General features: G+C 62.5%; 27 protein-coding genes and 1 tRNA gene. 14 read left to right on the plus strand and 14 right to left on the minus strand.

Annotation, left to right across the window (positions count from 1 at the left end):
• Positions 1-5: 5 nt before the first annotated feature.
• Both C453_RS04495 and C453_RS04500 read right to left on the minus strand, forming a co-directional pair.
• Positions 6-944: a class I SAM-dependent methyltransferase gene (locus tag C453_RS04495; RefSeq protein ID WP_008322985.1), complete on the minus strand. Its 939-nt coding sequence runs from the start codon at positions 942-944 to the stop codon at positions 6-8.
• 72 nt (positions 945-1,016) lie between these two features.
• Positions 1,017-1,673, minus strand: coding sequence for an HVO_0476 family zinc finger protein (locus C453_RS04500; RefSeq protein WP_007544728.1), 657 nt, complete (start codon positions 1,671-1,673; stop codon positions 1,017-1,019).
• 176 nt (positions 1,674-1,849) lie between these two features.
• Between C453_RS04500 and C453_RS04505 the strand changes: the two genes are divergently transcribed.
• Together C453_RS04505 and C453_RS04510 are read left to right on the plus strand one after the other, a co-directional pair.
• Positions 1,850-3,139 carry an outer membrane protein assembly factor BamB family protein gene (locus C453_RS04505; RefSeq protein ID WP_241430662.1) on the plus strand — a complete coding sequence of 430 codons (1,290 nt, stop codon included), beginning with the start codon at positions 1,850-1,852 and terminating at the stop codon, positions 3,137-3,139.
• 81 nt (positions 3,140-3,220) lie between these two features.
• Positions 3,221-4,492, plus strand: a complete 1,272-nt coding sequence (locus C453_RS04510) for an outer membrane protein assembly factor BamB family protein (protein WP_008322987.1) — start codon at positions 3,221-3,223, stop codon at positions 4,490-4,492.
• 63 nt (positions 4,493-4,555) lie between these two features.
• Here the strand turns inward: C453_RS04510 and C453_RS04515 are convergent, their stop codons facing one another.
• The gene (locus tag C453_RS04515) at positions 4,556-5,515 is read right to left on the minus strand and encodes an aminopeptidase (protein WP_008322988.1); all 960 of its coding nucleotides are present in this window, start codon (positions 5,513-5,515) and stop codon (positions 4,556-4,558) included.
• Between the two features lie 213 nt (positions 5,516-5,728).
• Here C453_RS04515 and C453_RS04520 point away from each other — a divergent pair, with 213 nt between their 5' ends.
• Entirely contained in the window at positions 5,729-6,799 is a 1,071-nt protein-coding gene (locus tag C453_RS04520) for a type II glyceraldehyde-3-phosphate dehydrogenase (RefSeq protein ID WP_049907531.1), read from the plus strand.
• Between the two features lie 75 nt (positions 6,800-6,874).
• Here C453_RS04520 and C453_RS04525 read toward each other — a convergent pair whose 3' ends face one another.
• The 3 genes from C453_RS04525 to gap form a co-directional block, all read right to left on the minus strand.
• Positions 6,875-7,363, minus strand: coding sequence for a metallophosphoesterase (locus C453_RS04525; RefSeq protein ID WP_008322990.1), 489 nt, complete (start codon positions 7,361-7,363; stop codon positions 6,875-6,877).
• A gap of 80 nt (positions 7,364-7,443) precedes the next feature.
• Complete coding sequence (locus tag C453_RS04530; RefSeq protein WP_008322991.1) at positions 7,444-8,649, minus strand: phosphoglycerate kinase; 1,206 nt, start codon at positions 8,647-8,649, stop codon at positions 7,444-7,446.
• A gap of 132 nt (positions 8,650-8,781) precedes the next feature.
• Complete coding sequence (gene gap / locus C453_RS04535; protein WP_008322992.1) at positions 8,782-9,834, minus strand: type I glyceraldehyde-3-phosphate dehydrogenase; 1,053 nt, start codon at positions 9,832-9,834, stop codon at positions 8,782-8,784.
• 253 nt (positions 9,835-10,087) lie between these two features.
• On the opposite strand from gap, the gene C453_RS04540 reads away from it, so the two are divergent.
• Positions 10,088-10,450, plus strand: a complete 363-nt coding sequence (locus C453_RS04540) for an Hsp20/alpha crystallin family protein (protein ID WP_008322993.1) — start codon at positions 10,088-10,090, stop codon at positions 10,448-10,450.
• A 25-nt stretch (positions 10,451-10,475) separates the two neighbouring features.
• On the opposite strand, the gene C453_RS04545 is transcribed toward C453_RS04540, so the two are convergent.
• Both C453_RS04545 and C453_RS04550 read right to left on the minus strand, forming a co-directional pair.
• Positions 10,476-11,348: an ATP-grasp domain-containing protein gene (locus tag C453_RS04545; RefSeq protein ID WP_008322994.1), complete on the minus strand. Its 873-nt coding sequence runs from the start codon at positions 11,346-11,348 to the stop codon at positions 10,476-10,478.
• A 50-nt stretch (positions 11,349-11,398) separates the two neighbouring features.
• Complete coding sequence (locus C453_RS04550; protein WP_008322995.1) at positions 11,399-11,929, minus strand: 50S ribosomal protein L16; 531 nt, start codon at positions 11,927-11,929, stop codon at positions 11,399-11,401.
• Positions 11,930-12,114: 185 nt separating this feature from the next.
• On the opposite strand from C453_RS04550, the gene C453_RS04555 reads away from it, so the two are divergent.
• Positions 12,115-12,765: a type 1 glutamine amidotransferase gene (locus C453_RS04555; RefSeq protein ID WP_008322996.1), complete on the plus strand. Its 651-nt coding sequence runs from the start codon at positions 12,115-12,117 to the stop codon at positions 12,763-12,765.
• Here the strand turns inward: C453_RS04555 and nucS are convergent, their stop codons facing one another.
• The gene (nucS, locus tag C453_RS04560; protein ID WP_049907532.1) at positions 12,766-13,545 is read right to left on the minus strand and encodes an endonuclease NucS; all 780 of its coding nucleotides are present in this window, start codon (positions 13,543-13,545) and stop codon (positions 12,766-12,768) included. It abuts the gene before it with no gap.
• Between the two features lie 107 nt (positions 13,546-13,652).
• Between nucS and C453_RS04565 the strand changes: the two genes are divergently transcribed.
• The 9 genes from C453_RS04565 (at position 13,653) to C453_RS04600 (ending at position 18,387) form a co-directional block, all read left to right on the plus strand.
• The gene (locus C453_RS04565) at positions 13,653-14,108 is read left to right on the plus strand and encodes a pyridoxamine 5'-phosphate oxidase family protein (RefSeq protein ID WP_008322998.1); all 456 of its coding nucleotides are present in this window, start codon (positions 13,653-13,655) and stop codon (positions 14,106-14,108) included.
• 70 nt (positions 14,109-14,178) lie between these two features.
• A complete protein-coding gene (locus tag C453_RS04570) occupies positions 14,179-15,390 on the plus strand; it encodes an MFS transporter (protein WP_049907499.1) in 1,212 nt (403 codons plus the stop codon).
• Positions 15,391-15,500: 110 nt separating this feature from the next.
• Entirely contained in the window at positions 15,501-15,878 is a 378-nt protein-coding gene (locus tag C453_RS04575) for a winged helix-turn-helix domain-containing protein (protein ID WP_008323000.1), read from the plus strand.
• Between the two features lie 5 nt (positions 15,879-15,883).
• Positions 15,884-16,087, plus strand: a complete 204-nt coding sequence (locus C453_RS04580) for a hypothetical protein (RefSeq protein WP_008323001.1) — start codon at positions 15,884-15,886, stop codon at positions 16,085-16,087.
• A gap of 2 nt (positions 16,088-16,089) precedes the next feature.
• Positions 16,090-16,245 carry a DUF7560 family zinc ribbon protein gene (locus C453_RS04585; RefSeq protein WP_008323002.1) on the plus strand — a complete coding sequence of 52 codons (156 nt, stop codon included), beginning with the start codon at positions 16,090-16,092 and terminating at the stop codon, positions 16,243-16,245.
• A 137-nt stretch (positions 16,246-16,382) separates the two neighbouring features.
• Positions 16,383-16,529 carry a DUF7560 family zinc ribbon protein gene (locus C453_RS20350; protein ID WP_007544766.1) on the plus strand — a complete coding sequence of 49 codons (147 nt, stop codon included), beginning with the start codon at positions 16,383-16,385 and terminating at the stop codon, positions 16,527-16,529.
• 119 nt (positions 16,530-16,648) lie between these two features.
• Positions 16,649-17,104: a pyridoxamine 5'-phosphate oxidase family protein gene (locus tag C453_RS04590; RefSeq protein ID WP_008323003.1), complete on the plus strand. Its 456-nt coding sequence runs from the start codon at positions 16,649-16,651 to the stop codon at positions 17,102-17,104.
• Positions 17,105-17,260: 156 nt separating this feature from the next.
• The gene (locus tag C453_RS04595; protein ID WP_008323004.1) at positions 17,261-17,911 is read left to right on the plus strand and encodes a DNA-binding protein; all 651 of its coding nucleotides are present in this window, start codon (positions 17,261-17,263) and stop codon (positions 17,909-17,911) included.
• Positions 17,912-18,018: 107 nt separating this feature from the next.
• Positions 18,019-18,387 (plus strand): winged helix-turn-helix domain-containing protein, encoded by a 369-nt coding sequence (locus C453_RS04600; protein ID WP_008323005.1) that lies wholly within the window; start codon positions 18,019-18,021, stop codon positions 18,385-18,387.
• A 56-nt stretch (positions 18,388-18,443) separates the two neighbouring features.
• On the opposite strand, the gene C453_RS04605 is transcribed toward C453_RS04600, so the two are convergent.
• The 5 genes from C453_RS04605 to C453_RS04625 form a co-directional block, all read right to left on the minus strand.
• Complete coding sequence (locus tag C453_RS04605) at positions 18,444-19,142, minus strand: DUF4013 domain-containing protein (protein ID WP_008323006.1); 699 nt, start codon at positions 19,140-19,142, stop codon at positions 18,444-18,446.
• Between the two features lie 340 nt (positions 19,143-19,482).
• Positions 19,483-19,556 (minus strand) — tRNA-Phe (locus C453_RS04610).
• Positions 19,557-19,603: 47 nt separating this feature from the next.
• Positions 19,604-20,320, minus strand: a complete 717-nt coding sequence (locus C453_RS04615) for a DUF2270 domain-containing protein (protein ID WP_008323007.1) — start codon at positions 20,318-20,320, stop codon at positions 19,604-19,606.
• A gap of 171 nt (positions 20,321-20,491) precedes the next feature.
• A complete protein-coding gene (locus tag C453_RS04620) occupies positions 20,492-20,686 on the minus strand; it encodes a cold-shock protein (protein ID WP_007544772.1) in 195 nt (64 codons plus the stop codon).
• A 157-nt stretch (positions 20,687-20,843) separates the two neighbouring features.
• A complete protein-coding gene (locus C453_RS04625; protein WP_007544773.1) occupies positions 20,844-21,038 on the minus strand; it encodes a cold-shock protein in 195 nt (64 codons plus the stop codon).
• Positions 21,039-21,537 lie beyond the last annotated feature (499 nt).

A 21,537-nucleotide genomic window follows, 5' to 3' on the forward strand; every position in this document is an offset into this window, starting at 1 on the left:
CGCCCCTAATCAACCGCACGCTCGGCCACGACCGCCTGCAAGTCGGTTCCGGGCACGTCTTGGACTGTCTGTCGGGCGAATCCGACCGATTCGACCCACGACCGGACCGCTGACTCGTCGTGGAGGTCGCCGTGGCCGAGTGCGAGCGCGTCGACCGCTGCTTGCGTCGTCGCGTCGGTCGAACACCGACCGTGGAGTGCATCGACGAACACTGCCGTCCCGCCCGGTTCGAGGGCGTCGTGCGCGGCGGCGACTATCTCGGCCGCCTCGTCTGCGTCGCGTCCGGCGAACGCGTCGCCGACGAAGACGAGGTCGAAATTCGCTACGGGCGGGTCCGTGGGGTCGCCCGCGACGAGTTCGGCACCGCCCCGAGAGAGGAGGGGTCGAACGACTTCGACCGTCTCCGGTGTGTCGACAAAGGTCACGTCACGGCCGCGTGCGAGGAACTCGCGGGTGAAGGTACCCGATGCACCTGCGAGGTCGAGAACGCGAGTCGCGTCCGGTGCCGCACGAACAGCGGCGGTCACGCACGCGCGAACGACTGTGTCGTCTGTCGCGTCGTGTGCGCCGAGGCGGTTTCGCGTCCACTCCTCGGGCAGTGCCGGTGGCTCGCCGCGCTCCATCGTCTCTGGGAGGTCAGTGTAGAGTGAGAATCTGTCGAGCGCGTTCGGAAGGCGGCCGATAGACCGAACGTCGCGCTTTGCGAGAAAGCCGAGCGCGCGGTTCGTAATCTCGTACTCGTCGCCGACGCGCTTGATAAAGCCCATCGACGCGAGCGCTTCGACTGTGATTCGGGCCGCGCGGCGGTCGATACCGGCTGTCTCGGCGACGGCTTCGACAGTCCCGGCGTTGGTCGTCAGCGCGTCGATGACGCCGCTCTCGCGGGCGGCCCAGAGGAGCGCAAGCGATTCGACCGAGAAACGCGACCGGTCGCGGGTAGGCATATCCGCACCGACGAGGTGCGAGAAGTTAGGTGATTTCGTGTTCCGCAGACGGGCGTCGCTGGTGTCGCCGTCTTACCAGGCGGACCACGCGGTCGAGGTCTGGTCCCGCGCGTAGACGCGCTTTGCGTCTTTCGCGTACACCATGTCGCCGGGGTGGTCGAGTTTGCCGTGGCGGTATTCGGGGGCGTCTTCACGGACGACCAGCCCTTCGATTTCCACTTCTTCGTCGCCGAAGGACTCGGTCTCGCCGACGACGAACTCGTAGTCGCCGGGGACGTTGACGGTGATACTCCGGGTGTCCTCGCGCTTGCCGTCCTTCGGGTGGACGGTCACGTTGACGGCGACGTTGTCGACCACGCGGGTCCAGACGGTCTTTACGTCCTTGACCTGCGCTTCCTCGGTGCGCTCTTCGGGGCCGACTTCGATGCCCGTGATGCGCACGAGTTGAATCGCTTCGGGAGTGTCGACGATGAACTCCTCGCCTTTCGCAATCTCGGCCTCGGCGGGCGCGGAGACCTTCGTCGAGACGGACGACCCGTCCTGCGAGACGACGACGTTCATGTCGATTTCGTTCGGGACTTCGATTTTCTCTTTGTGGACGTGGCCGCACTCGGTACAGCGGACGGTCGAGTGACCGCCGGGCTTCAGCACCTCGTGGACGGTGGGTTCGTCGGGCGAGCACGTCGGACAGGAGAGAGGGACGCGCTCACCGGCGTCGGGTAGGCTCATAGAGGGTGTTACCCCATCAGGCCGTAAAAAGCCGCCTTTCTCCTCGTGCGCGTGGGAGTCGATGGCGAGGAGTGGGTGGTGGTGCTGGTGAGGAGTGGGCGGGCGCTGATGCTTGAGGTGGGAACCAGATGGTCGCGGCCGGTTCGTTTTTGTATTGGATATCCAACTATTCTGCCATGCCCTCCCCATTTCGTCGCCAGTTCCTCGCCACTCTCGGTGCTGCCGGTCTTGCGTCGACTGCTGGATGTGTGACCTACGACCGTCCGTCTCACGAGGGACGCTGGCCGCCTGAGCCGAACAGGTACGTCACCGACGTTTCTGGACCGGGGTCGGATGCCTACATCGCGTGGTCTCGGGAGATGCGGGACGCGTCCCCACCGACGATGCCTGTCGTCGCCGACGGCACGGTCTACCATCTCGATTCTCGCGAGGCACGACGTGAGAAGACCGGTGGAACGTGGCTCTCCGCATTCGACGCCAAAACCGGCGAGACGCAGTGGGTGACGCGTCTATGGGAGACAGACGAGTTCTACTATTTCTACCATCAGGGGCCGCCGGTCTTCGATGGCGACCGACTGTTCACCCAGACACACGACGGCGTCAAGGCCGTCTCGACCGATGGCGAACTCCTGTGGACGTTCCAGAACCTCGGCCCACACCAACCGCTGCCAGACCACGCATCACCGGTCGTCACTGACGACCTCGTCGTTGCTGGTTCGTACGGGACTGACGATAGTGGCCGCCCCGAGGTGTTGTACGGAATCGACCACCAGACCGGCGAACGCGTCTGGAAACGGACGTTAGAGAACTTCGATGGGATTCTCTGGCGACTCACACTCGATGGCGACACGTGCTACGCACCGCTCTCCAGCGATGGTCGTGTCCTCGCGCTCGACGCGACGACTGGTGAGGTGATTGAAACGTACGACGCTGGCCCTATTGGGGCAGTCACCGTCTCTGATAACCAACTACTCGTCCTTTCCGAACACGGGCCGGAGGAACGGTTGTACTCGTTCGATATCGACACTGGAACCCAACAGTGGAGTGTCGACCTCAACGCCGGGGTGCTCGAAGGAACCATTGTCACGGACGGAACACGGGTCTATCACAACGAATTCCAGTATCTCGTCGCACGTCGACTCGACACCGGCGAGGAGGTTTGGAGAGTCGGTGGCACAGACGACCGCTATATTCATCAGTCGACACCCGTTATCGCCGCCGACAAACTCTACGTCAGCGCGTATCGTTCCCTCGGCGAAAACGAAGGCGACGGGACATTTTTCCTCGTTCTCGACCCCGAGACGGGAACTGAACTCGGACGGGTAATTCCGTGGAACGATGTCGTACCTAACATGTCGACTCCGGCAGTCGCCGACGGCGCGCTCTACCTCTCTCACAGCTACGACAAACTCGTCTGTCTCGAAGACTGCGCAGCAGGCGCATTCAGTCACTGCTTACTCGGCTAACCCAGATAGCCGACGCCCGCACACTCTGCCCGGCTATTCGACGTTCGACGCTTTTCCCGCCGCGGAGCCTATTTCTAGGTTGTGTCTCACGCGACCCGTCGCCAGTTCCTCGCCGCCTTCGGTGCATCCGCACTCTCGGCGACCGCCGGGTGTGTCTCCGGCAGCGGGGCGACCTACGAGGGCACGTGGTCGCGGCCCGGATTCGACGACGCCCGGACCGGGTTCGCGCCCGCTTCGGGACCCACTGGCCCCCTCACTGTCGCGTGGCGCGCGGACGTATTCGACGGGTATCCGACGACCTCACCGGTCGTCGCCGACGGAGTGGTCTACTACCACCACACACGCGGCGGGAGGGGACACCCTCACGAGTCGGTCGTCTCCGCGTTCGACGCCGCGGCTGGCACGGAGCGCTGGCGAACTATCGTTTCGGTGGCCGACGACGACGAACTCGCGTACCACCACGACTCGCTGGTCGTCGCCGACCGTCTCTATCTTCGGACGCTCGAAGCCCTCTACGCGCTCTCGCTCGACGGCGACCGCCTGTGGCGACACCCCATTCCGACGACTGCACAGCCGTATCCGATTGTAGCTCCGCCGGTCGTCGCCGACGGAGTGGCGGTCACAGCCACCTACGGAGAGCGAACGCCGCCGATTGGCGTTGCCGCAGTCGACGCCGAGACCGGGACCCCACGGTGGCGCGTCGGGTTCAACTCCCGGCAGATACCGTGGACGCTCGCGGCCAGCGAGGGAATAGTCTACGTCCCGTTCTTCGAGGGTAACGCGGGGGTCGTCGCACTCGACCTTCAGTCCGGTGGGCGCGAGTGGTCCGTTTCGCTCCCGGTCGAAGGCCCCGTGACGGTCGCGGGCGACACGCTACTCATCCCGCTCGACGGCGACCCCGAAGCTATCGCCGCAGTCGACCGCCGAACCGGAGCGGTTCGCTGGCGAGCGTCGGGCGTCCGACACACCGAGGCTGGTGTCGCCGTCGCTGGCGACCGCGTCTACTACTGCGCCGACCGAATGCTGCTCGCGCGTCGCTTCGACACCGGCGACCTCGTTTGGTCATTCGGCCCCACTCCCCGCGTCTCGCTCGGTTGGACGCCGGTCGTCGCCGGGAACGTCGTCTATGCCCTCGCAGAGCATCGCGCCGAAAACGGCCGCCCGAACTATCTCTACGCGTTGGATGCAGCCTCTGGGCGGGTCCGTGGGTCGGGGCGAGTCTCACGCTCCGCGACCGTGTCTGGGCTCGCAGTCGTCGACGGCGCGGGCTACGTCGGACTCGGGAGCGGCGAACTCCTGTGTCTCGAAGCCTGCGATGTCTCGGTCCTCGGGCGCTGTGTTAGGAACGGATAAAACAGGAGTCAGCGCGGCTTGTCAGGGTTCGGAGCGGGGGTAAGTCGGACCCAGTGCGGCGTTTCAGGGCTGCGGCAGGTCCACTTCTTCGCCGTCGGCGTAGACTGTCGGGTCGCGGACGATACCGTCGAGGTGGAGCGGTGCGTCAGTGTCGCCGCCGATGCCCGCGTCGTCGCCGATGGCGATGTGGATGGTTCCGGCGGCCTTCTCGTCGAGGAGGACCGAGCCCACGAGGTCGGTCACGCCGACGTTGGTCCCGATGCCGATTTCGGCGAGGTTGTACGCGTCTTGTCCGACTTCCTCGGCGGCCTCCTCGACCTGCTCGCGGATGTCGTCGTCCGAGATGTGAGTGACGTAGCCGTCTTCGACCTCGAAGCTGAGTTCCTGACCCTCGTCGAGGAGGCCGTGGGGCATCATCGTCCCGTCTACGACGAAGGTCCCGGTCGCGGACTCGGGACTGAGGAAAATCTCGCCCGCGGGGAGGTTCGAGAACGACCCGGACTCGGCGATAGAGCCGGTGTCGGCGAGCCATTCGCGGTCACCGCGGACGAAGGTGATATCCGTTCCCTTCTCGGTGGTGACGCGCACCTCGTCGGCGTCGCCGACGGCGTCGAGCATCTCCTTACTGTGGTCGTAAATCGCGTCGTAGTCGGCGTCGAGACCCGTGACGAACACCTCTTCTGTGATTCCAGGAAGGGTCGCACCGCGGGCACCGGCCTCGCAGGCGTCACCGCGTGCGCGGGTGTGACTGAGGCTCTTCGTCGTTGGCGCGAGGAAGGCGTCGGCGTCGGCCATCGCCGCCGCGACTGGGGCAGGTGGTTCCTCACCGTGCTGGTTCCCCGGCGGGTAGCGGATGATAGCGGCGTCGTCGGTCACTTCGCTTGCGACTTCGTAGAGAGCCTCGCCGATGCGCTGGCGCGTGTCGTCGGTGACGACGACGAGCGATTCGTCGGCTTGCAGGTCGAGACACTGGTGGACCGCCGTCTCGCTGGCGGCGCGGAGGTCGGAGTCGTCGATTGCCATGGTCGAACGTGTGATAGCGGTCCGGTTAGGCGTTCCCATCCGTGAGTCAACTGTGGGTTCGTTTCTGCTCGCCACCATGCGGTCGGCGAATTTTGCCAGTCAATCACCTCGACATTCTCGCCGGGAGTTGTCCAACGACTCACTCACATTGGAGTTAATTTCTACTCACTAACCATCGAAATAACTATGGTCGGCTACGGCCGTGTTTCAGCCATGATACGAGTGGGTGTCAACGGCTACGGTACAATCGGAAAGCGCGTCGCCGACGCGGTCGAGGCGCAGCCCGACATGGAAATTATCGGCGTGGCCAAGACCCAGCCCAACTTCGAAGCGCACACTGCAGTCAAACGCGGCTACCCGATGTACGCCGCCATCCCCGAACGTGCTCCGTTGTTCGCCGAAGCTGGCATCGAGGTCGCCGGTGAAGTCGACGAACTCGTCGCGGAAGCGGACATTATCGTCGACTGCACGCCCTCCGGAATCGGGGAGCAGAACCGAGAACTGTACGAAACCCACCACACGCCCGCCATCTTCCAGGGCGGCGAGAGTGCGGACGTCGCGGACGTGAGCTTCAACGCTCGCTCGAACTTCGACGCCGCACGTGACGCCGACTACGTCCGCGTCGTCTCCTGTAACACGACTGGACTCTCTCGCGTCATCGCCCCGCTCGAAGAGGAGTACGGCGTCGAGAAGGTACGCGCAACACTGGTTCGCCGTGGCGGTGACCCGGGACAGAACTCTCGCGGACCAATCAACGACATCCTCCCGAACCCAATCAAAGTTCCTTCGCACCACGGCCCTGACGTCAAGACCATTTTCCCCGACCTCGAAATCGACACGCTCGGACTGAAAGTCCCAGCGACGCTCATGCACGTCCACGCGCTGAACGTCACGCTCGGCGACGACGTGACGGGCGCGCACGTCCGCCAACTGCTCGAAGACGAAGACCGCATCTACGTCATTCCGGAAGGGCTCGGCATCGACGGTGCAGGGAAGCTCAAGGACCTCGCACTCGACGCCGGCCGCCCGCGTGGCGACCTCTGGGAGAACTGCGTGTGGGGCGAATCCATCGGCGTGAACGGCCGCGACCTCTATCTGTTCCAGGCCATCCACCAGGAATCCGACGTGATTCCGGAGAACGTCGACGCTATTCGCGCGATGTTCGACCTCGAAGACAAAGAGACCAGCATGCAGCGCACCGACCGCCAACTCGGCGTCGGTATCACTGGCGACCCTTCTGGGTTCTCTGAGCAGGCGCGCGCGGAGTTCGCTGACGACGACTAGTCGGCGAATCGCCTGTTCAGTTCTCGGATTTCGCGTTTCGGTTCTCGCGTTTCGTTCTCAATTCTCGCATCCCGCTTACAGCCGCTCGAACGACACGTTTCCCGTCCCGAGGTCGACGACCGCGACGTGGAAGTCGTCGTCAGCGCCCGAAATCGGAAGTCCGCCAGGGTTGAGGTGCGTCGTCTTCCCGTGGTGTTCGACCACCCGTTCGTGGGTGTGACCCCGGAGGACGTAGTCGTAGGACCCCGATTCAATAAGTGCGTCCACCAACCCCGCTTCGGTGCCGTGGTAGACGGCTATCTCCTCGCCATCGAGCGTCAGGTGTGCGAAATCGTCGTGGTAGGTGCCGAACGACTCGACGATTTCTCGGAGTTTCCACTCGCCGTCGTTGTTTCCGCGGACCGCGTGGAAGTCGAAGCCCGCGTCGAACGGGGTCGCAGAGAAGGGCGAGACGATGTCGCCGCAGTGGACGACCACGTCCACGCTTTCCGCTTCGAAGTACGCTACCGCCGCCTCGACGTAGTCGAGGTTGTCGTGCGTGTCGGAGACGACGCCGAGTTTCATGTCTCTCGATTCGGCGGCATCGGGTATCAACGTTCGGCGAGTCGGATGACAGTCAGAAAAACCGCGTCCGAGTAACGTCGTCAGTCCTGAGTCAGCACTTCGACGCCAGCCAGCGGCGCGCCCGTCAGCGCGCGGATGTAAGCACCGCCAGCGATGGAGACGTGGCCGAAGTCGTCCTCGTCCATGCCGTACATCTCGATAGCGCGGGAGGTGTCGCCGCCGCCGACGACGGAGAAGCAGTCGGTCTCGGAGATGGCGCGGAGGACGCCGACAGTCCCGGCAGAGAAGCGCTCGTCTTCGAACAGACCGAGTGCGCCCTTCACGAAGACAGCCTCGGAGTCGCGGATGACGTGGTCGTACGTCTCGACCGTCTCGGTACCAACGTCGAGATAGGCGCGGTCTTTCTCGTCGATGTCGGAGACGGTGATTTCCGCGCGCTCGTCCTCGTCGTCTTCGTACGCGAGGTCCGCGGCGAGCGTAATCTGGTCGCCGCGCTCGTCGAGGAGCGATTCGATGGTCTCGCGGTTGGCCTCCCACTGGTCGTCGAAGAAGTCCATGCCGTCAAGGTCGAAGCCGACGTCGTGGCCCGCGGCGCGGAGGAACAGTTCGCCCGCGATACCGCCGAGCAGGAAGCGGTCGACTTTGTCGCCGAGGTTGTTCATCACGTCGATGACGTCGGTGGCTTTCGTCCCGCCGACGACCATCGTGACCTGCCCGTCGAACTCGCGTGTCGCAATCGAGGAGTTCGCTTCGTACTCGGTCTGCATCACGCGACCCGCGTAGGCGGGCAGTTCGAGCGCGAAGCCGACGAGAGAGGCGTGGGACCGGTGGGCGGCGGAGTAGGCGTCGTTGATGTAGGCGTCGAACAGGGGCGCGAGCGTCTGAACGAACTCGGTGTCGGCTTTGACTTCGGGGGCTTCTTCGGGGAGTTCCTCGTCGCACATCCGGGTGTTTTCGAGGAGGAGAACCTCGCCTGCGGACAGCGACTCGATGGCGTCGATGGCCTCGTCACCGAAGGTGTCGGCGACGAACTGGACGTCGCGGTCGATGTGCTTGGCGAGGATGGCGGCGTGCTGTTCGAGCGAGACGAAATCGTCCCCGCCGGGGCGACCCTGGTGGGCCATCAGGACGACTCGGTGGCCGCCCTCGGCGAGTTCGCGGACCGTCTCGGCGTGACGGTCGAAGCGGCGGTTGTCCTGTACCTCGCCGTCTTCGACGGGAGAATTGAGGTCGAGTCGGACGAGGACGCGCTGTTCTGGGTCGAGGTCGTCGAGGGTGTTGAACATCAGGTGAGAGAACGAAGAGGTGTTACTTAGTGGTGGTCGGGTTGGACCGAAGGCGTGGACTGTTCGGTCGGTGTCGCGGTCGAATCCGAAACGGGTGTCGCGGCCGAGTCGGCGGCCGAGTCGTGGACGTGGTTACTGGTGCGTGATGAAGTGTGCGACGTCGAGCATCCGGTTGGAGAAGCCGTACTCGTTGTCGTACCACGTCAGAATCTTGTAGAGACCGCCGTCGTTGACCTGGTTCGTCGTGTTGAGGTCGACGGTGCTGGAGAACGGCAGGCCGAGGATGTCACGCGAGGTGACTTCGTCGTCCGTGTAGCCGAGGACGCCAGCGAGCGGGCCGGAGTCGGCGGCGGCGCGGAAGGCGTCGTTGATTTCCTCGACGGACGGCTTGTCTTCGAGCCGGACGACGAGTTCCGTGAGCGACCCGTTCGGAACAGGGACGCGAATCGCCATCCCGTCGAGCTTGCCGTCGAGCTGGGGCAGAATCTCGGTCGCCGCCTGTGCGGCACCGGTCGTCGTGGGGACGATGTTCTCGGCGGCGGCGCGCCCACGACGCTGCTTGGCGTGCGGGCTGTCGATGAGGTTCTGGCTGCCCGTGTAGGCGTGGACGGTCGTCAGGAGACCGTTCTCGATGCCGAACTCCTCGTCGAGCACCTTCGCGACCGGCGTGACGGAGTTGGTCGTACAGGAGGCGTTCGAGACGATGTCTTCGCCCTCGTACTCGTCGTGGTTGACACCGTAGACGAGCTGCTTGACCGGTTCGTCGCCCTTCGGCGGGGCGGAGATGACGACCTTGTCAGCACCGGCTTCGAGGTGCGCCGAGGCGTCCTGCTTCGTTCGGAAGATGCCCGTACATTCGAGGGCGACGTCCACGTCGAGTTCGTCCCACGGCAGTTCTGCCGGGCTCTGGACGTTGTAGAGGCCGACGGACGTGCCGCCGATAGTCAGCGAGTCGCCGTCGCGTTCGACGCCGTCGAGACGACCCATGACGGAGTCGTACTTCGCGAGGTACGCCATGTCGTCGAAGTCCATGACGTCGTTGATAGCGACGAGGTCGACCTTCGGGTTCTCCTGTACGGCACGGAAGATGTTCCGACCGATTCGGCCGAACCCGTTGAGTGCCACCCGCACCACGTCCGACTCGTCCACGCTCTCGTCCGCGTTGAGGTAAGAAATTTCACTCATGTTCGAGTAGTTTCCAGCTAGATATCCAGGTGCCAACAGTATATCTGTTTCGGAAAACGCAGAGAATCAAGCGGGAGCTGTCGTCTCCGCACAACCATACACAAAAATCAATCAAAATCAAACAAACCGCTCTACTCTTCGGCAGACGGCGAAGCGGTCGTCAGTGGCCGCATGAACCCTGTTCGTGCCGATTCTCCGAGATGTGACTGTCGCGGACAGAAACGTTATAACCTCCCATTCCATAGCGGCCCCCATGGTCAGAGACGACCGCGACGACCCGTTCGACAACATCTTCGACGAAATCGAACGGATGATGAACGACATGACGAGAGGCGACGCCGGATTCGCCTCCGAAACCCACATCCACGTGTACGATGAGGGTGACGTGCTTCGACTCGTCGCGGACCTCCCGGGCGTCGATAAAGACGCAATCGACCTCAAGTGCGACGGTGAAACGTTGACAATCAGCGCCGCCGGAGACCGCCGCGAGTACGACGAACGTGTCCGCCTCCCCGCACACGTCGACGAACACTCCGCGAGCGCCACCTTCAACAACGGCGTCCTGCAGGTCACGTTCGACCGCGCTGAGGACTCCGCCGAAATCGACGTCGAGTAACGCGCTCGCCGCCGGAACGGCCGATTTACGACTTCTTTGCGACCCGCTCGACCAGCGCCGCCAGTCTGTCGAAAAAGCCCGCTTCGTACTTCGCGTCGTCGTCGATAGTAGGTCGTGCATTCGTCTCCGAGACGACGACCCGGCCGTCAGATTCGAGGAGGTCAACGCCGAGATAGCGAATCCCGAGTTCGTCGGCGACCGACTCGGCCAGTTGCCGGTGTCGGTCTGGGAGTTCGATGCCGACTGCCTCGGCTCCCCGGTGAACGTTGTGTTTCCATCGCCCCTCGTCTCGCGCGCCTTCGGGTAAGCGACGTTCGACTGCGCCGACGACCCGACCGTCCAGTACCATCACGCGATAGTCGCGGGCGTCCGGCAGCCACTCTTGGACGAGATACGATTTGTCGCCGGTGGCGCGATAGTCGTGGACGAGATTCAGGTGGTCGACGAGACCGAGCAGTGAGTCGGGGTCGTGGGCCTTCGCGATTCCGGTGCCGCGGGTCGTCGAGTTCGGTTTGACGACGACCGGGTAGTCGATATCGGCGTCGGCGACGGCCCGGAGGAGTTCCTCACCGTCGGTCGGATTCGAGACGTACACGCTCTCCGGGACCGGAAGTCCAGCACGAGAGAGTCGTGCAATAACGTCCGCCTTGTTCCGCGACGTGAGCACGTCCTCGCGAGTGTTCACCCACGGGATGTCGTGTCGGGCGGCGACGACACCACCTTCCATCGCGCGCGTGGGGAAGACGAACCCGACATCGAACTCGTCGCTCGGGGGGCGACCGAGGTCGAGCGCGAACTGCTTGGCGCGCAGGTGACCCACCTCGATACCGCGCGCCGCGAGTGGCTCGCGCATCCGCTCGAACGTCTCGCTGCTGGTCGTGACGGCCAGCCGAAGCATACGCTACGAGGGGCAGCGCCGGGTCAAAAAGTGGCTGGTTCGTGGCGAACTTACGCGACGAGCAGTTCTTCGCCGCGCTCGACGACGATGCGGCACGGCGGCGACATCTTGTTGTACGCACGGCGGAAGGCGTCCTTCGCGGTTGCGGCGTCTTCGACGTCGCAGTAGATGGTGAAGACCTTCTCGCCCTTGGGGATGCGAGCGGCGGTACCGACGACCTTACCGAACGACTGGCGCATCCCGTCGGAAACACGGTCTGCACCGGCACCGGTTGCCTGCTTGTTCTCGCGGATGACGTGGTGCGGGAACTTGCGCAGGACCATCTTGTACTGCTTCTCGCCGGCGTTCTTGAGCATCGTACGGTTCGCCGACAGACGTGCGGATTCGAGCGAACCGTGGCGAATCTGGACGTCCTCGTCGACGATCAGGCTGATCTCGACGGGGTAGTCCTCGGGGTCCGCCTGCAGGTCGCCCATGTTGTGCTGTGCGATTTTGGAACCGGGAATGCCCGTGATGTACTCGCGTCGCGTGTACGCCGGGTTCTTGATCTCCCGGTACATAGAGGCGGGTTTGTCTGACATAGTTACTTGTGAGGTGTGAGGGTCACACGGGCTAAAAACGCTTCGAAGCGTCGTTCGGACGCCTCGTCGTGTGATTTTCTCACATGCACTCCCCCGCCGAACCGAATCGACGTGTTCCTGACACAACTCGTGGCTCGTGATACCGATGAACAGTCTTATCAGATTTCCTCACTTCGTTTCGGACGATGTTGCTCGTCTGCGACACCATGCCGTCGGACGGTCCGACGTACTTCACGGACGCCCTCGTCACCATGGCGCTCGACGGGCGTGAGGGCGTCGTCCACTCGATACCCGATGCGGGCCTCCCGGCACTTTCGGGTGTCGACGCAGCCATCGTCACCGGGAGCACCGCAGGTGTCTACGAGGCCGACGACCGGCCGTGGATTGACGGTGCCAAAAAGCTCGTCCGCGACCTCGCTGCACGAGAGATTCCCACACTCGGCGTCTGCTTCGGCCACCAACTCGTCAACGACGCCTTCGGTGGCAGGGTCGAAGCGGGCGACCAACAACGCGGGCTGGTCGATGTCGAATTCGACGACGACCCGCTTTTCGGCGGCCTCTCCGAACGAATCCCGCTCGTCCACGGCGACTACGTGGTCGAGCCGGGTGACGGCATGGAGGTCATCGGCTCGGCAGACTACTACGACCACCTCGCGACCCGACACGAGTCGCTCCCGGTCTGGACCGTCCAGTACCACCCCGAGTTCACGGCGTCACTGCTCGACCGTGTTGCAGACGACTTCGGCTGGCCGGACACGGACGGCGAACGGGACTTCTCGGACGTGAACGCGGCACAGACCGTCGACAACTTCGCGCTCGTGGCCGGTCTCGACTGATTACTCTTCTTCTTCCTCGGTTTCTGGTCCACTCTCGTCGTTAGCCTCGGGCGGCCGCTCGCCTGTCTCCGGGTCGAGCGCGACGAATTCCAGTCCCTCACGGTCGAGTAGCTCCGCGGCTCGGTCCGTGACTGACGGGGCGACCAGAATGCCGCGAATCGTCTCGCCGTCGCCGAACTCGCGGTGGAACGCGTCTACGTACCGGCGGAGTTGGCTCGCCGCGGCGGGGCCGACCCGCCTTCGCTTTAACTCCACGACGACGGGATTCCCGTCGGCGTCCTCACCGAAGATGTCGACCGGGCCAGCGTCGCTCTGGCGCTCGGTTTCGAGTGGTTCGAACCCGGTTTCGAGGATGTCGGGGTCCGAGAGGATGTGCTGTCTGAGGTCTTCTTCGCTGCCGAACAGTTCGAGGTCGCTTCGGTCGTCGACGGCGTAGGTCGAACACTGGTCGACGCGCTCGAAGAACACGTCGAGTCGTTCGTCTGGATTCGAGCGCGTGCTTCGAACGCGGAGGCGACCGTCGCGGACGCTGGCGGTGTGTTCGCACCCCGGCGGTTGCCAGTTGACGGGCGTTCGCTTCTCGTCGGTGTGGACGAGGATGGAGCCGTCCGGTTTCAGAACCACCAGCCGGTCTCCGGGGCCGAGTTCACTCGTCGCGCGACCGTCGTAATCCACCGTACAACGACCGAACACCGTAATCATGTCTTCGCGCTCGAAGGCGGCTTCGAGATGGACGAGCGCGTCGCGGTGGGTCGGCCGGTGAAGTGTGTTCACCGTCATCCGGATGTCGTCGTGCGGTTCGTCGCCACAGGGGATAAACACCGCGTCGTCGCCCGAGGCGTGGGAGTCGATGCTACGCTTATGTCACCCCCATGCGTATATGTACCATGGCCCCCGAATATCCAGAGAGCAATCGAGTCGAGATGACCGACTCGGAAATCGACCGCATGCTCCGAGACCACGGCGTCGGCGTGCTCTCGTTTGCTGACGAGGGTGTCGCGTATGGCATCCCCATCTCCTTCGGCTACGATGAAGAGCGAAGCAAGCTCTACTTCGTTTTCCTCCGCCCTGGAGACTCCTCGAAGAAGTCCGACTTCGCCGAGGAGACCGCGCGAGCGAGTTTCACCGTCTGGGAAGCGCCGTCGCGGTTCGAGTGGCGAAGTATCGTCGCCGAAGGTGAACTCCACCACATTGAGGACGACGACTGGGAGCGCGTCAACGAGATTCTCGAAGACAACGCCTGGTTCCCGAGTCTGTTCTCTGAGACCTCTCCCATGCAGGATATGCTCGGGTGGGAACTCCGTATCGACCACTGCTCCGGCCTCCAGCGACGACAGGCGTGAGACGCCCGTCTGCGCGGAGCGAACGCACTGCCGCAGTTGCTCTTTTATTTCGCCACCCGTCGTATCGAGTGTGAATCGCTCGCAGTGGTACGCTCTGGCTGTCGTCGCCATCGGGGAGCTATTTGTCATGTCGCTGTGGTTCAGCGCCAGTGCAGTGGCTCCGCAACTGGCAGTCGAATGGGGGCTGACGCTCAGTCAGGCAGCGTGGCTGACGACGGCCGTCCAACTCGGATTCGTCGTCGGCGCGCTCGCCTCTGCGGCGCTTACCCTCTCTGACATCGTTCCTCCGCGATATCTCCTCGCGGGGTCTTCACTGGTCGGTGCTGCTGCGACAGTCGTGCTCGGAACCGTCGTCGAAACGCCAGCAGTGGCGCTGTCGCTGCGGTTTCTCACGGGTGTCGCTCTCGCCGGTGTCTACCCACCCGGAATGAAGCTCGTCGCGGGGTGGTTCCGCGAGGGGAGGGGGCTCGCAATCGGGGCCCTCATCGGCGCGCTCACTGTCGGCTCCGCCCTGCCGCACTTACTCCGTGCTGTCGGCGGTATCGACCGTCCCCGACTCGTCCTCCTCGGGGCAGCGACTCTCGCAACTGTCGGCGGGCTTCTCGTTCTTCGCGTCCGTCCCGGCCCGTACCAGTCGCCTGCGGCACCGTTCGACCCCGCGGCGGTTCGGCGCATCCTCCGCGACCCGCCGACGCTCCTCGCCAACACGGGCTACTTCGGGCACATGTGGGAACTCTACGCCGTCTGGACGTGGCTTCCGGTGTTTCTCACGCTCGCGTTCGACGCCTCTTCCCACCCGCAGGCGACTCCCGAGGCAGCCGCCCTCACCGCGTTCGGTGCGATTGCCATCGGTGGCGTTGGTGCACTCGTTGCGGGCCGCGCCGCCGACATCTGGGGCCGGACCACCGTCACGGCCCTAAGTATGGTCGGAAGCGGTCTCGCCAGCCTCCTCGCAGGTCTCGTCTTCGGTGCGTCGCCGCTCGTCGTCGTCCCCTTCGTCCTCGGGTGGGGGTTCGCCATCGTCGCCGACTCGGCGCAGTTCTCTGCGGCCGTCTCGGAACTTGCGGACCCCAGCTACCTCGGAACTGCGCTCACGCTCCAGACGGCCTTCGGGTTCCTCCTGACCGTCGTTTCGATTCAACTCACGCCCGTCGTCGCCACCCTCGTCGGTTGGCAGTGGGCGTTCGCGCCGCTCGCTGTCGGCCCTGCTATCGGCACGTTCGCGATGTTGCGTCTACGTGGTCACCCCGACGCAACGAAGTTGGCCGGTGGGCGAGGGTGATTCCCCCGAGCGTCGAGCAGCGATGTTCCGCCCTCTTTTTGCACCCCTACTTAAACCACCCCGGATAGCGCGGGACTGGATACCTCCGGCATACGGCCGTCAATAGAAGTATGAACTCGTCGTCTCTCTCCGTCGGTGGTGTCGCGGCTCACAACTCCCAGAACGCTGACCCTGGCGTCGTCCTCTCCGCCCTCAGCGACGACGATAGCCGGCGTATCCTCGCCGCCTGTGACGAACAGGCGATGACTGCTCAGGAGTGCGCAGACGCCTGTGACGTGCCGCTTTCGACGGTGTACCGGAAGCTTGGCACGCTCTCCGATGCGTCCCTCCTCGAAGAGAGTCGCCGGATTCAGGCGGCGAATCACCACCCCCGCGAGTACTCGACGAGCTTTGACACGCTCTCGCTGTCGCTCGCGGCTGGCAGCGACGTCGCAGTCGAGTTCCGTAACGTTGCGACCGACGGTGGGTCGACCACCGAGGAGCGCTGAGTGAGATGGCCGCCCGCAACTCCACGGACTCGCTGGGTGACTTGTTCGTCTCTGTCACCGGCCAGTCGACGCTCACGGAGGAACAAGAGACTGACACGCGTTCAGGCTACGAACTCGGTACGGCCGACATCGAACTGATGCGGGACATCTCGATTACTGTCCGTGAAACGGGGTTAGAAGACGCACTCGCGTCACCAGAGGTTGATTAATCATGACTGACTCACAACAAGAATACGAATTCACTTGCCCGGAGTGTGGACAACGGTTCGAAGTAAACGGTGGAATGCGAGACGCGCTCTTGGAACGAGGCTGTCCGGTCTGTGCTGCGACCGTCCCCAACGACGCGTTTTCGGCAGCGATGACGTAGTGAGGTTCCCCAACGGCGGCATCGTGTCGTTCCCCACGATGTCGTGACATCGGAGAGTCACACACCTCGACCGGAGTTCCCACCGCCGGAGAAACAGCAGGCTACATATACTACGACTTACCGTACTACAAACTACTATGACCGACAGCGCGGACTACACCTTCGAGTGCCCGGAGTGTGGCGAGTCCATGATGGTCAACGCCTCCATGCGGGACGCGCTCATCGACAACGGGTGTGTCATCTGTGGGTCGACCGTCTCACAGCAATCGTTTTCCACCGCGTGAGCAGTCGGCGCGCTTTTCCTCATCGCTTCGGGCTGGCCTGCGGTTTGCTCCCGGGCCCGTCGCCCGTGACACAAGGATAACAGTGATTACTTGTCACCCCAGTTTGAGGGGTATAACAGATGTCTTTGGACCAGCAGACTGAACTCTCGTCTGACGCTATCGACGAGCTTTTGGCCCGGCACGAGACCGGTGTGCTGACGCTCGCCAGGAGTGACGAGCCATACGCGATTCCTATTTCCTACGGGTACGACCCCGAATCGAATCGATTCTACCTCCGTCTCGTCTCGACACCCGAAAGCGAGAAACGGCAGTTCCTGACGTCGTCGCCACAAGCTCGCCTCGTCATCTACGAAGAGGAGGGCCGGACCTACCGGAGTGTCATCGCTGAAGGGACGCTCAACCAAGTCGACCCCGACGAGATGACTGTCGAACACATCGTCCAGTACGGGGATGCAAAGCGACCACTGTTCGAAATCTGGGGCGAGACGAAGCGTAACCTCGATATCCAGCTCTTCGAACTCGACGCCGAGACGCTAAGCGGCCGTAAGGTCGTCGTTGACGAAGACGAAGAATGAGGCAGTGGTGGAACGACCCACTCGAACGCTTCTCCACCGAACACCGCTCCACTGAACGTCTCTTCACCCGAAACACTCGGCTCTTGAGTCTTGACGTAACCGCCCGCCGGGACCCGCAAACTCAAGTACGTCGCCAGCCGAATCGGGCGTAGTGCGATGCCTGCTGGGATACGTGCGACAGTCGAGTTCAACTCGCCATCTATCTGCCCGATTACGGCGGTTGCGTACGCGACCGACTCGACCGTACACTCGGTTTCGACGAGTGTCGCACCCACGCCCGACACCGTCAGCATCTCTGAATTCGTCGTCGACTCCGAGGACGTTCCCGACGACATTCCCGTCGAATCTGTCTTCTCCTACGGTGACACGCACGTCTACCGAATCGAACACGACGGGAGTGCCAACTGTCCGTGTGAGTGTCTCGGCGAGTTCGGGTGCCCAATCGACCGCTATTTCACCGCCCGCGGGTCGCTCACGCTCGTCTTTCACGCGAGCGACTATGACCAACTACAGGCGGTCATCGGCGAACTCCGCGACCGGTACCCCGACGTAGATATCAAGCGACTCGTCCGCTCTCCGACGGGAGAGGCTGCCGAGGACAACGTCTTCGTCAATCGCGGGAAACTCACCGACCGCCAGTTAGAGGTTCTCCAGACTGCCTACGAGATGGGCTATTTCGAACGCCCGCGACGGGCCAACGCCACTGAAGTTGCCGAAACGCTCGGCATCAACCAATCGACGTTCGCCGAACACCTCGTCGCCGCCCAGTCGAAATTACTCGAAGATATTCTCGAAGAAGGGTCCTGACTACTCCAGTCCACTCTGTCCTCAATCGCCCCTCGACGCGGGGGTATATAAACCACCCCTGCTATCGGGGATGACCGTTCGTTCCGGTTTAGCGAGTTCGTTGGAGTATGAGTCAGGCAACGCTTCCGCCGTCTGTTCGTTCGCACACTAGTGGGTCTCCGTCCGAAGTCGTCGACGACCAGGAGACCATCGACGTCCTCTTCGAGACGCTCGACGACCCTGACTGCCGACGTATTCTCGACGTGACCGAGGGGAATCCGATGTCCGCGAGCGAACTCGCCGAGGCGTGTGAATTGCCGCTCTCGACGACCTATCGGAAACTCGACCGACTCACCGATTCCGACCTCGTCTCCAAGGAACTCCGTATCTGCCGGTCTGGGAAGCACACTTCCGAGTACGAACGCGCTATCGACGACGTGACGGTTTCTGTCTCTCCGTCCGGGTTGGAAGTGCGACTTTCGTTCGTCGACAACTGAGTTCGCTGAGGGCTGTACGCCGGGTGAAGAAAACGTTTCGACGGGGTGGAGAGGCGTTACGCGATACCGGCGGTACTAGCCGAGCGGGAGGGCGAGATTCCGGTGACCTTCCCGAACGCGCTGCCGAACATGTAGAACACAGAGACGTTGACGTAGAACTGGACGGTCGGGACGAGAATGATTCCGATGCCGAACGTGAACGTCACCAGTGCGCTCGTGAGTAGCTGCGCGACGAACGCGATGCCGAACGGGATGAGCCACGCGATGAGGTAGTCGAAGCTCAGAAGCACGTCTTTCAGAAGCGAGAAGTCGAACGCTGCGCCGATGCTGTCTTCGACGGCCATGTTCGTGAGCGCGGCAGGGACGAGGTAGTACAGGACGAACAGTCCGACGAAGCTCGCCAAGAGGCCGATGACACCGACGCCGCCGAGGATGCCTGCAGCGGCGTCGTTTCCGCTACTCGCACCACCGGCGCTGAGAGTCAAACTGACACCGATGAGCGCGAAGGGCAGGATTCCGTACACCAGTGTGACGACGACTCCCTTGAGACCGTCGACGAACATTTTCCCCCAATCGTCGAACTCTGGAGGCTCTGGTTCGTTGCGTGCAGTATATTCGAGGACGCGAACGAGATACCCGAACAGCAAGAACATCGGGATGACCAAGATGCTCCCGGCAACGAGCAGTGAACCGATAACGATGCGACCGAGTGTGTTGTCCCCAGAGAGGGGATAACTCAGACCATCTTCTAACATTTGCAACTGATTGATTTATTCTCATTCATTTAAATGTTCGACTTGCTAGACTATCTTGAGTAATTTATTTTTCACCGAGAAATAATGGCTGTTCCCGTGGAATGGGCACTGCTATCTGTGTTGGACAGCCACTCTTCGACACGAAGTCGCCGCAAAGTTCCGCTATCAGCTTTCTGTGTCCTTCCGTGCAATACGTACGCTGTCGTTCACAGGGAGGGGGCTGTTTCCCGGATTTGAACCTCGGTCGCTCACTGCGTTCGCTCCCTGGTTCAGAATCCGGTCGGGTCGAACTTTCAGAACCCGCCACGCTCGCTTCGCTCGGTGGTCGGGTTCAGAGAAGTGCCGCCTCCCGGATTTGAACCGGGGACAGCTCGATCTTCAGTCGAGTGCTCTCCCAGTCTGAGCTAAGGCGGCGCAACTTGGAAGAAGCACAGGGACGAAAAAACGATTTCGAATTCCGCCTACGTGTCGGTCGGTTCCCACCCGGTCACGTCGCTCGGAACCAACTCACCGTTGACGTGCCAGTCCCGCGGGCGCAACGCCACGCCACCGATTGTCGCGTAGAACCCGGCGACCAGCGCGACGACGACGTTGCCGGGGATGCCTCCCACGCCAGCACTCGCGACCAGACTCGCCTGGTCGGCGTATGCGGTCAACTGGATGACCCACGCGACGAGCATCACGAGAAACAGCGGGAGGTAGACACGCCGGAGTCGGTGGGCGAGCGCCTCCTCGAACGGTATCTTCAGATTGGGCGTCCGGTAGTCGTCACCGAGTTTCTGTCGCCAGTTGTCGTCGACGACGCCACCCTCCGGGTCGAGCGCGTAGGCGAAGACGTTCTGTTGGAACATGCGCACTCGCGACCGCCAGATGTCGTACGCGCGGAACCGACGCGCCTCGATACAGAGGAAGATGCTCAGCGTCACGACGCCGAGTAGGATGATGTAGTGCGGGTGGTTCTGTGCGGAAAACGACCACGTGAGGATACCGGCCATCAGCGTGATTGCCCAGTTGCTCGTCCGGTCTAAGCGCTCGCGCCAGGACTTCATTCGGTGGATTTCACCACGGTATAGGTGGGCGAACGACGACCCTGGCCCCATCGACTCCTCGAAGACGCCTGCACCGATGTGTGAGTCGGGTGGCGACGGTGATTCTGGTGACTCCCCCTCGTCAGACATTGTTGTTCTATTTATGCAATACTGTCGGAGAATATGAGCCTTCTGCCTTCGCGGTGGTCCGACGTACACTGCACAACTGCTTCGGGGTGCAGCCGCCGAGCGTTGCCACTCACGGATGGTAGAAAATGTCTCAGAACTCGATACTCCTACCGCTGCGTGAATCTCCGCGAGTTACAGTCGCTCGAGGTTCTTCGCGCGCGGGCCCTTCGGGGCGTCTTCGATTTCGAATTCGACTTCCTGTCCCTCTTCGAGGTCCGGGCCGCCGATGTCTTCCATGTGGAAGAACACGTCGTCGTCCGCGTCGTCTGTCGAGATGAAGCCGTAACCGCCGGTGTCGTTGAAGAAGTCAACCTTACCTTTCGCCATTGCCTTTGTATGGGGGTCCCACGGACGGTTAATCTTTCCGCATACTCGACCGTCGGGTCATGACGAGGAACAGTTCGCGAGTACCGCCGCTCAGGAGTGTGAAAAACCGAAGAAAGTCCGTTCGTCTGTGAGAGTACCGCGTGGAACTGAAACCTGCTTAGAGGCGGGTGACGTTCTTCGCGCGGGGACCCTTGGGGGCCTGTTCGATGTCGAATTCGATTTCTTGTCCCTCTTCGAGGTCCGGGCCGCCAACATCTTCCATGTGGAAGAACACGTCGTCGTCCGCGTCGTCAGTAGAGATGAAACCGTAACCGCCAGTGTCGTTGAAGAAGTCAACCTTACCTTTCGCCATTGCTTTTGGATAGCCGCACGACGCACTCATAAGTCTTGTGAAGCTGTGAACGAACGAAGCCGATATGCAGCCCCGAATACAACTTATCTAGGGAAATCCGCTCCTAGTTGGACGAGTGTTTCTTCAAGCGACTAACAACCAGCCTCTTCGACGCTGATTTGGGTTACTTCTTTTTCTTCCCGAATCTCTAACTCTCGTCCCCCGAATCTGCACCTCAGTTTCCGTTCGCGGGGACGGGGGACAGCTTGACCTTCAGTCGAGGTTAATGGATGGTAATTTCGCCGAAAAAGTATGCCACCTCCCCGATTTGAACCTCGGTCGCTCACTGCGCTCGCTCCCTGGTTCAGAATTCGGTCGGGCCGAACGTACAGAACCCGCCACGCTCGCTTCGCTCGGTGGTCGGGTTCAGAGAAGTGCCGCCTCCCCGATTTGAACTACGCCCGGAAATGCTCGCTTCGCTGCGCGTTCCAGGTCTACTTCAAATCCGGTCGGGAGCATT

The organism is Haloferax elongans ATCC BAA-1513 (assembly GCF_000336755.1).
Taxonomy (GTDB): domain Archaea; phylum Halobacteriota; class Halobacteria; order Halobacteriales; family Haloferacaceae; genus Haloferax; species Haloferax elongans.

Excerpts from the sequence above, each read along its gene's own strand:
- C453_RS04585 (WP_008323002.1), top strand. The coding sequence starts at position 16,090 with ATGACTGACTCACAACAAGAATACGAATTCACTTGCCCGGAGTGTGGA.
- C453_RS04600 (WP_008323005.1), top strand. The coding sequence starts at position 18,019 with ATGAGTCAGGCAACGCTTCCGCCGTCTGTTCGTTCGCACACTAGTGGG.
- C453_RS04530 (WP_008322991.1), bottom strand. The coding sequence starts at position 8,649 with ATGTTCAACACCCTCGACGACCTCGACCCAGAACAGCGCGTCCTCGTC.
- C453_RS04520 (WP_049907531.1), top strand. The coding sequence starts at position 5,729 with ATGATACGAGTGGGTGTCAACGGCTACGGTACAATCGGAAAGCGCGTC.
- C453_RS20350 (WP_007544766.1), top strand. The coding sequence starts at position 16,383 with ATGACCGACAGCGCGGACTACACCTTCGAGTGCCCGGAGTGTGGCGAG.
- C453_RS04555 (WP_008322996.1), top strand. The coding sequence starts at position 12,115 with ATGTTGCTCGTCTGCGACACCATGCCGTCGGACGGTCCGACGTACTTC.
- C453_RS04575 (WP_008323000.1), top strand. The coding sequence starts at position 15,501 with ATGAACTCGTCGTCTCTCTCCGTCGGTGGTGTCGCGGCTCACAACTCC.
- C453_RS04500 (WP_007544728.1), bottom strand. The coding sequence starts at position 1,673 with ATGAGCCTACCCGACGCCGGTGAGCGCGTCCCTCTCTCCTGTCCGACG.
- C453_RS04495 (WP_008322985.1), bottom strand. The coding sequence starts at position 944 with ATGCCTACCCGCGACCGGTCGCGTTTCTCGGTCGAATCGCTTGCGCTC.
- C453_RS04595 (WP_008323004.1), top strand. The coding sequence starts at position 17,261 with ATGCCTGCTGGGATACGTGCGACAGTCGAGTTCAACTCGCCATCTATC.
- C453_RS04615 (WP_008323007.1), bottom strand. The coding sequence starts at position 20,320 with ATGTCTGACGAGGGGGAGTCACCAGAATCACCGTCGCCACCCGACTCA.
- gap (WP_008322992.1), bottom strand. The coding sequence starts at position 9,834 with ATGAGTGAAATTTCTTACCTCAACGCGGACGAGAGCGTGGACGAGTCG.
- C453_RS04505 (WP_241430662.1), top strand. The coding sequence starts at position 1,850 with ATGCCCTCCCCATTTCGTCGCCAGTTCCTCGCCACTCTCGGTGCTGCC.
- C453_RS04550 (WP_008322995.1), bottom strand. The coding sequence starts at position 11,929 with ATGTCAGACAAACCCGCCTCTATGTACCGGGAGATCAAGAACCCGGCG.
- C453_RS04565 (WP_008322998.1), top strand. The coding sequence starts at position 13,653 with ATGGCCCCCGAATATCCAGAGAGCAATCGAGTCGAGATGACCGACTCG.
- C453_RS04620 (WP_007544772.1), bottom strand. The coding sequence starts at position 20,686 with ATGGCGAAAGGTAAGGTTGACTTCTTCAACGACACCGGCGGTTACGGC.
- C453_RS04605 (WP_008323006.1), bottom strand. The coding sequence starts at position 19,142 with ATGTTAGAAGATGGTCTGAGTTATCCCCTCTCTGGGGACAACACACTC.
- C453_RS04545 (WP_008322994.1), bottom strand. The coding sequence starts at position 11,348 with ATGCTTCGGCTGGCCGTCACGACCAGCAGCGAGACGTTCGAGCGGATG.
- nucS (WP_049907532.1), bottom strand. The coding sequence starts at position 13,545 with ATGACGGTGAACACACTTCACCGGCCGACCCACCGCGACGCGCTCGTC.
- C453_RS04580 (WP_008323001.1), top strand. The coding sequence starts at position 15,884 with ATGGCCGCCCGCAACTCCACGGACTCGCTGGGTGACTTGTTCGTCTCT.
- C453_RS04525 (WP_008322990.1), bottom strand. The coding sequence starts at position 7,363 with ATGAAACTCGGCGTCGTCTCCGACACGCACGACAACCTCGACTACGTC.
- C453_RS04515 (WP_008322988.1), bottom strand. The coding sequence starts at position 5,515 with ATGGCAATCGACGACTCCGACCTCCGCGCCGCCAGCGAGACGGCGGTC.
- C453_RS04590 (WP_008323003.1), top strand. The coding sequence starts at position 16,649 with ATGTCTTTGGACCAGCAGACTGAACTCTCGTCTGACGCTATCGACGAG.
- C453_RS04540 (WP_008322993.1), top strand. The coding sequence starts at position 10,088 with ATGGTCAGAGACGACCGCGACGACCCGTTCGACAACATCTTCGACGAA.
- C453_RS04625 (WP_007544773.1), bottom strand. The coding sequence starts at position 21,038 with ATGGCGAAAGGTAAGGTTGACTTCTTCAACGACACTGGCGGTTACGGT.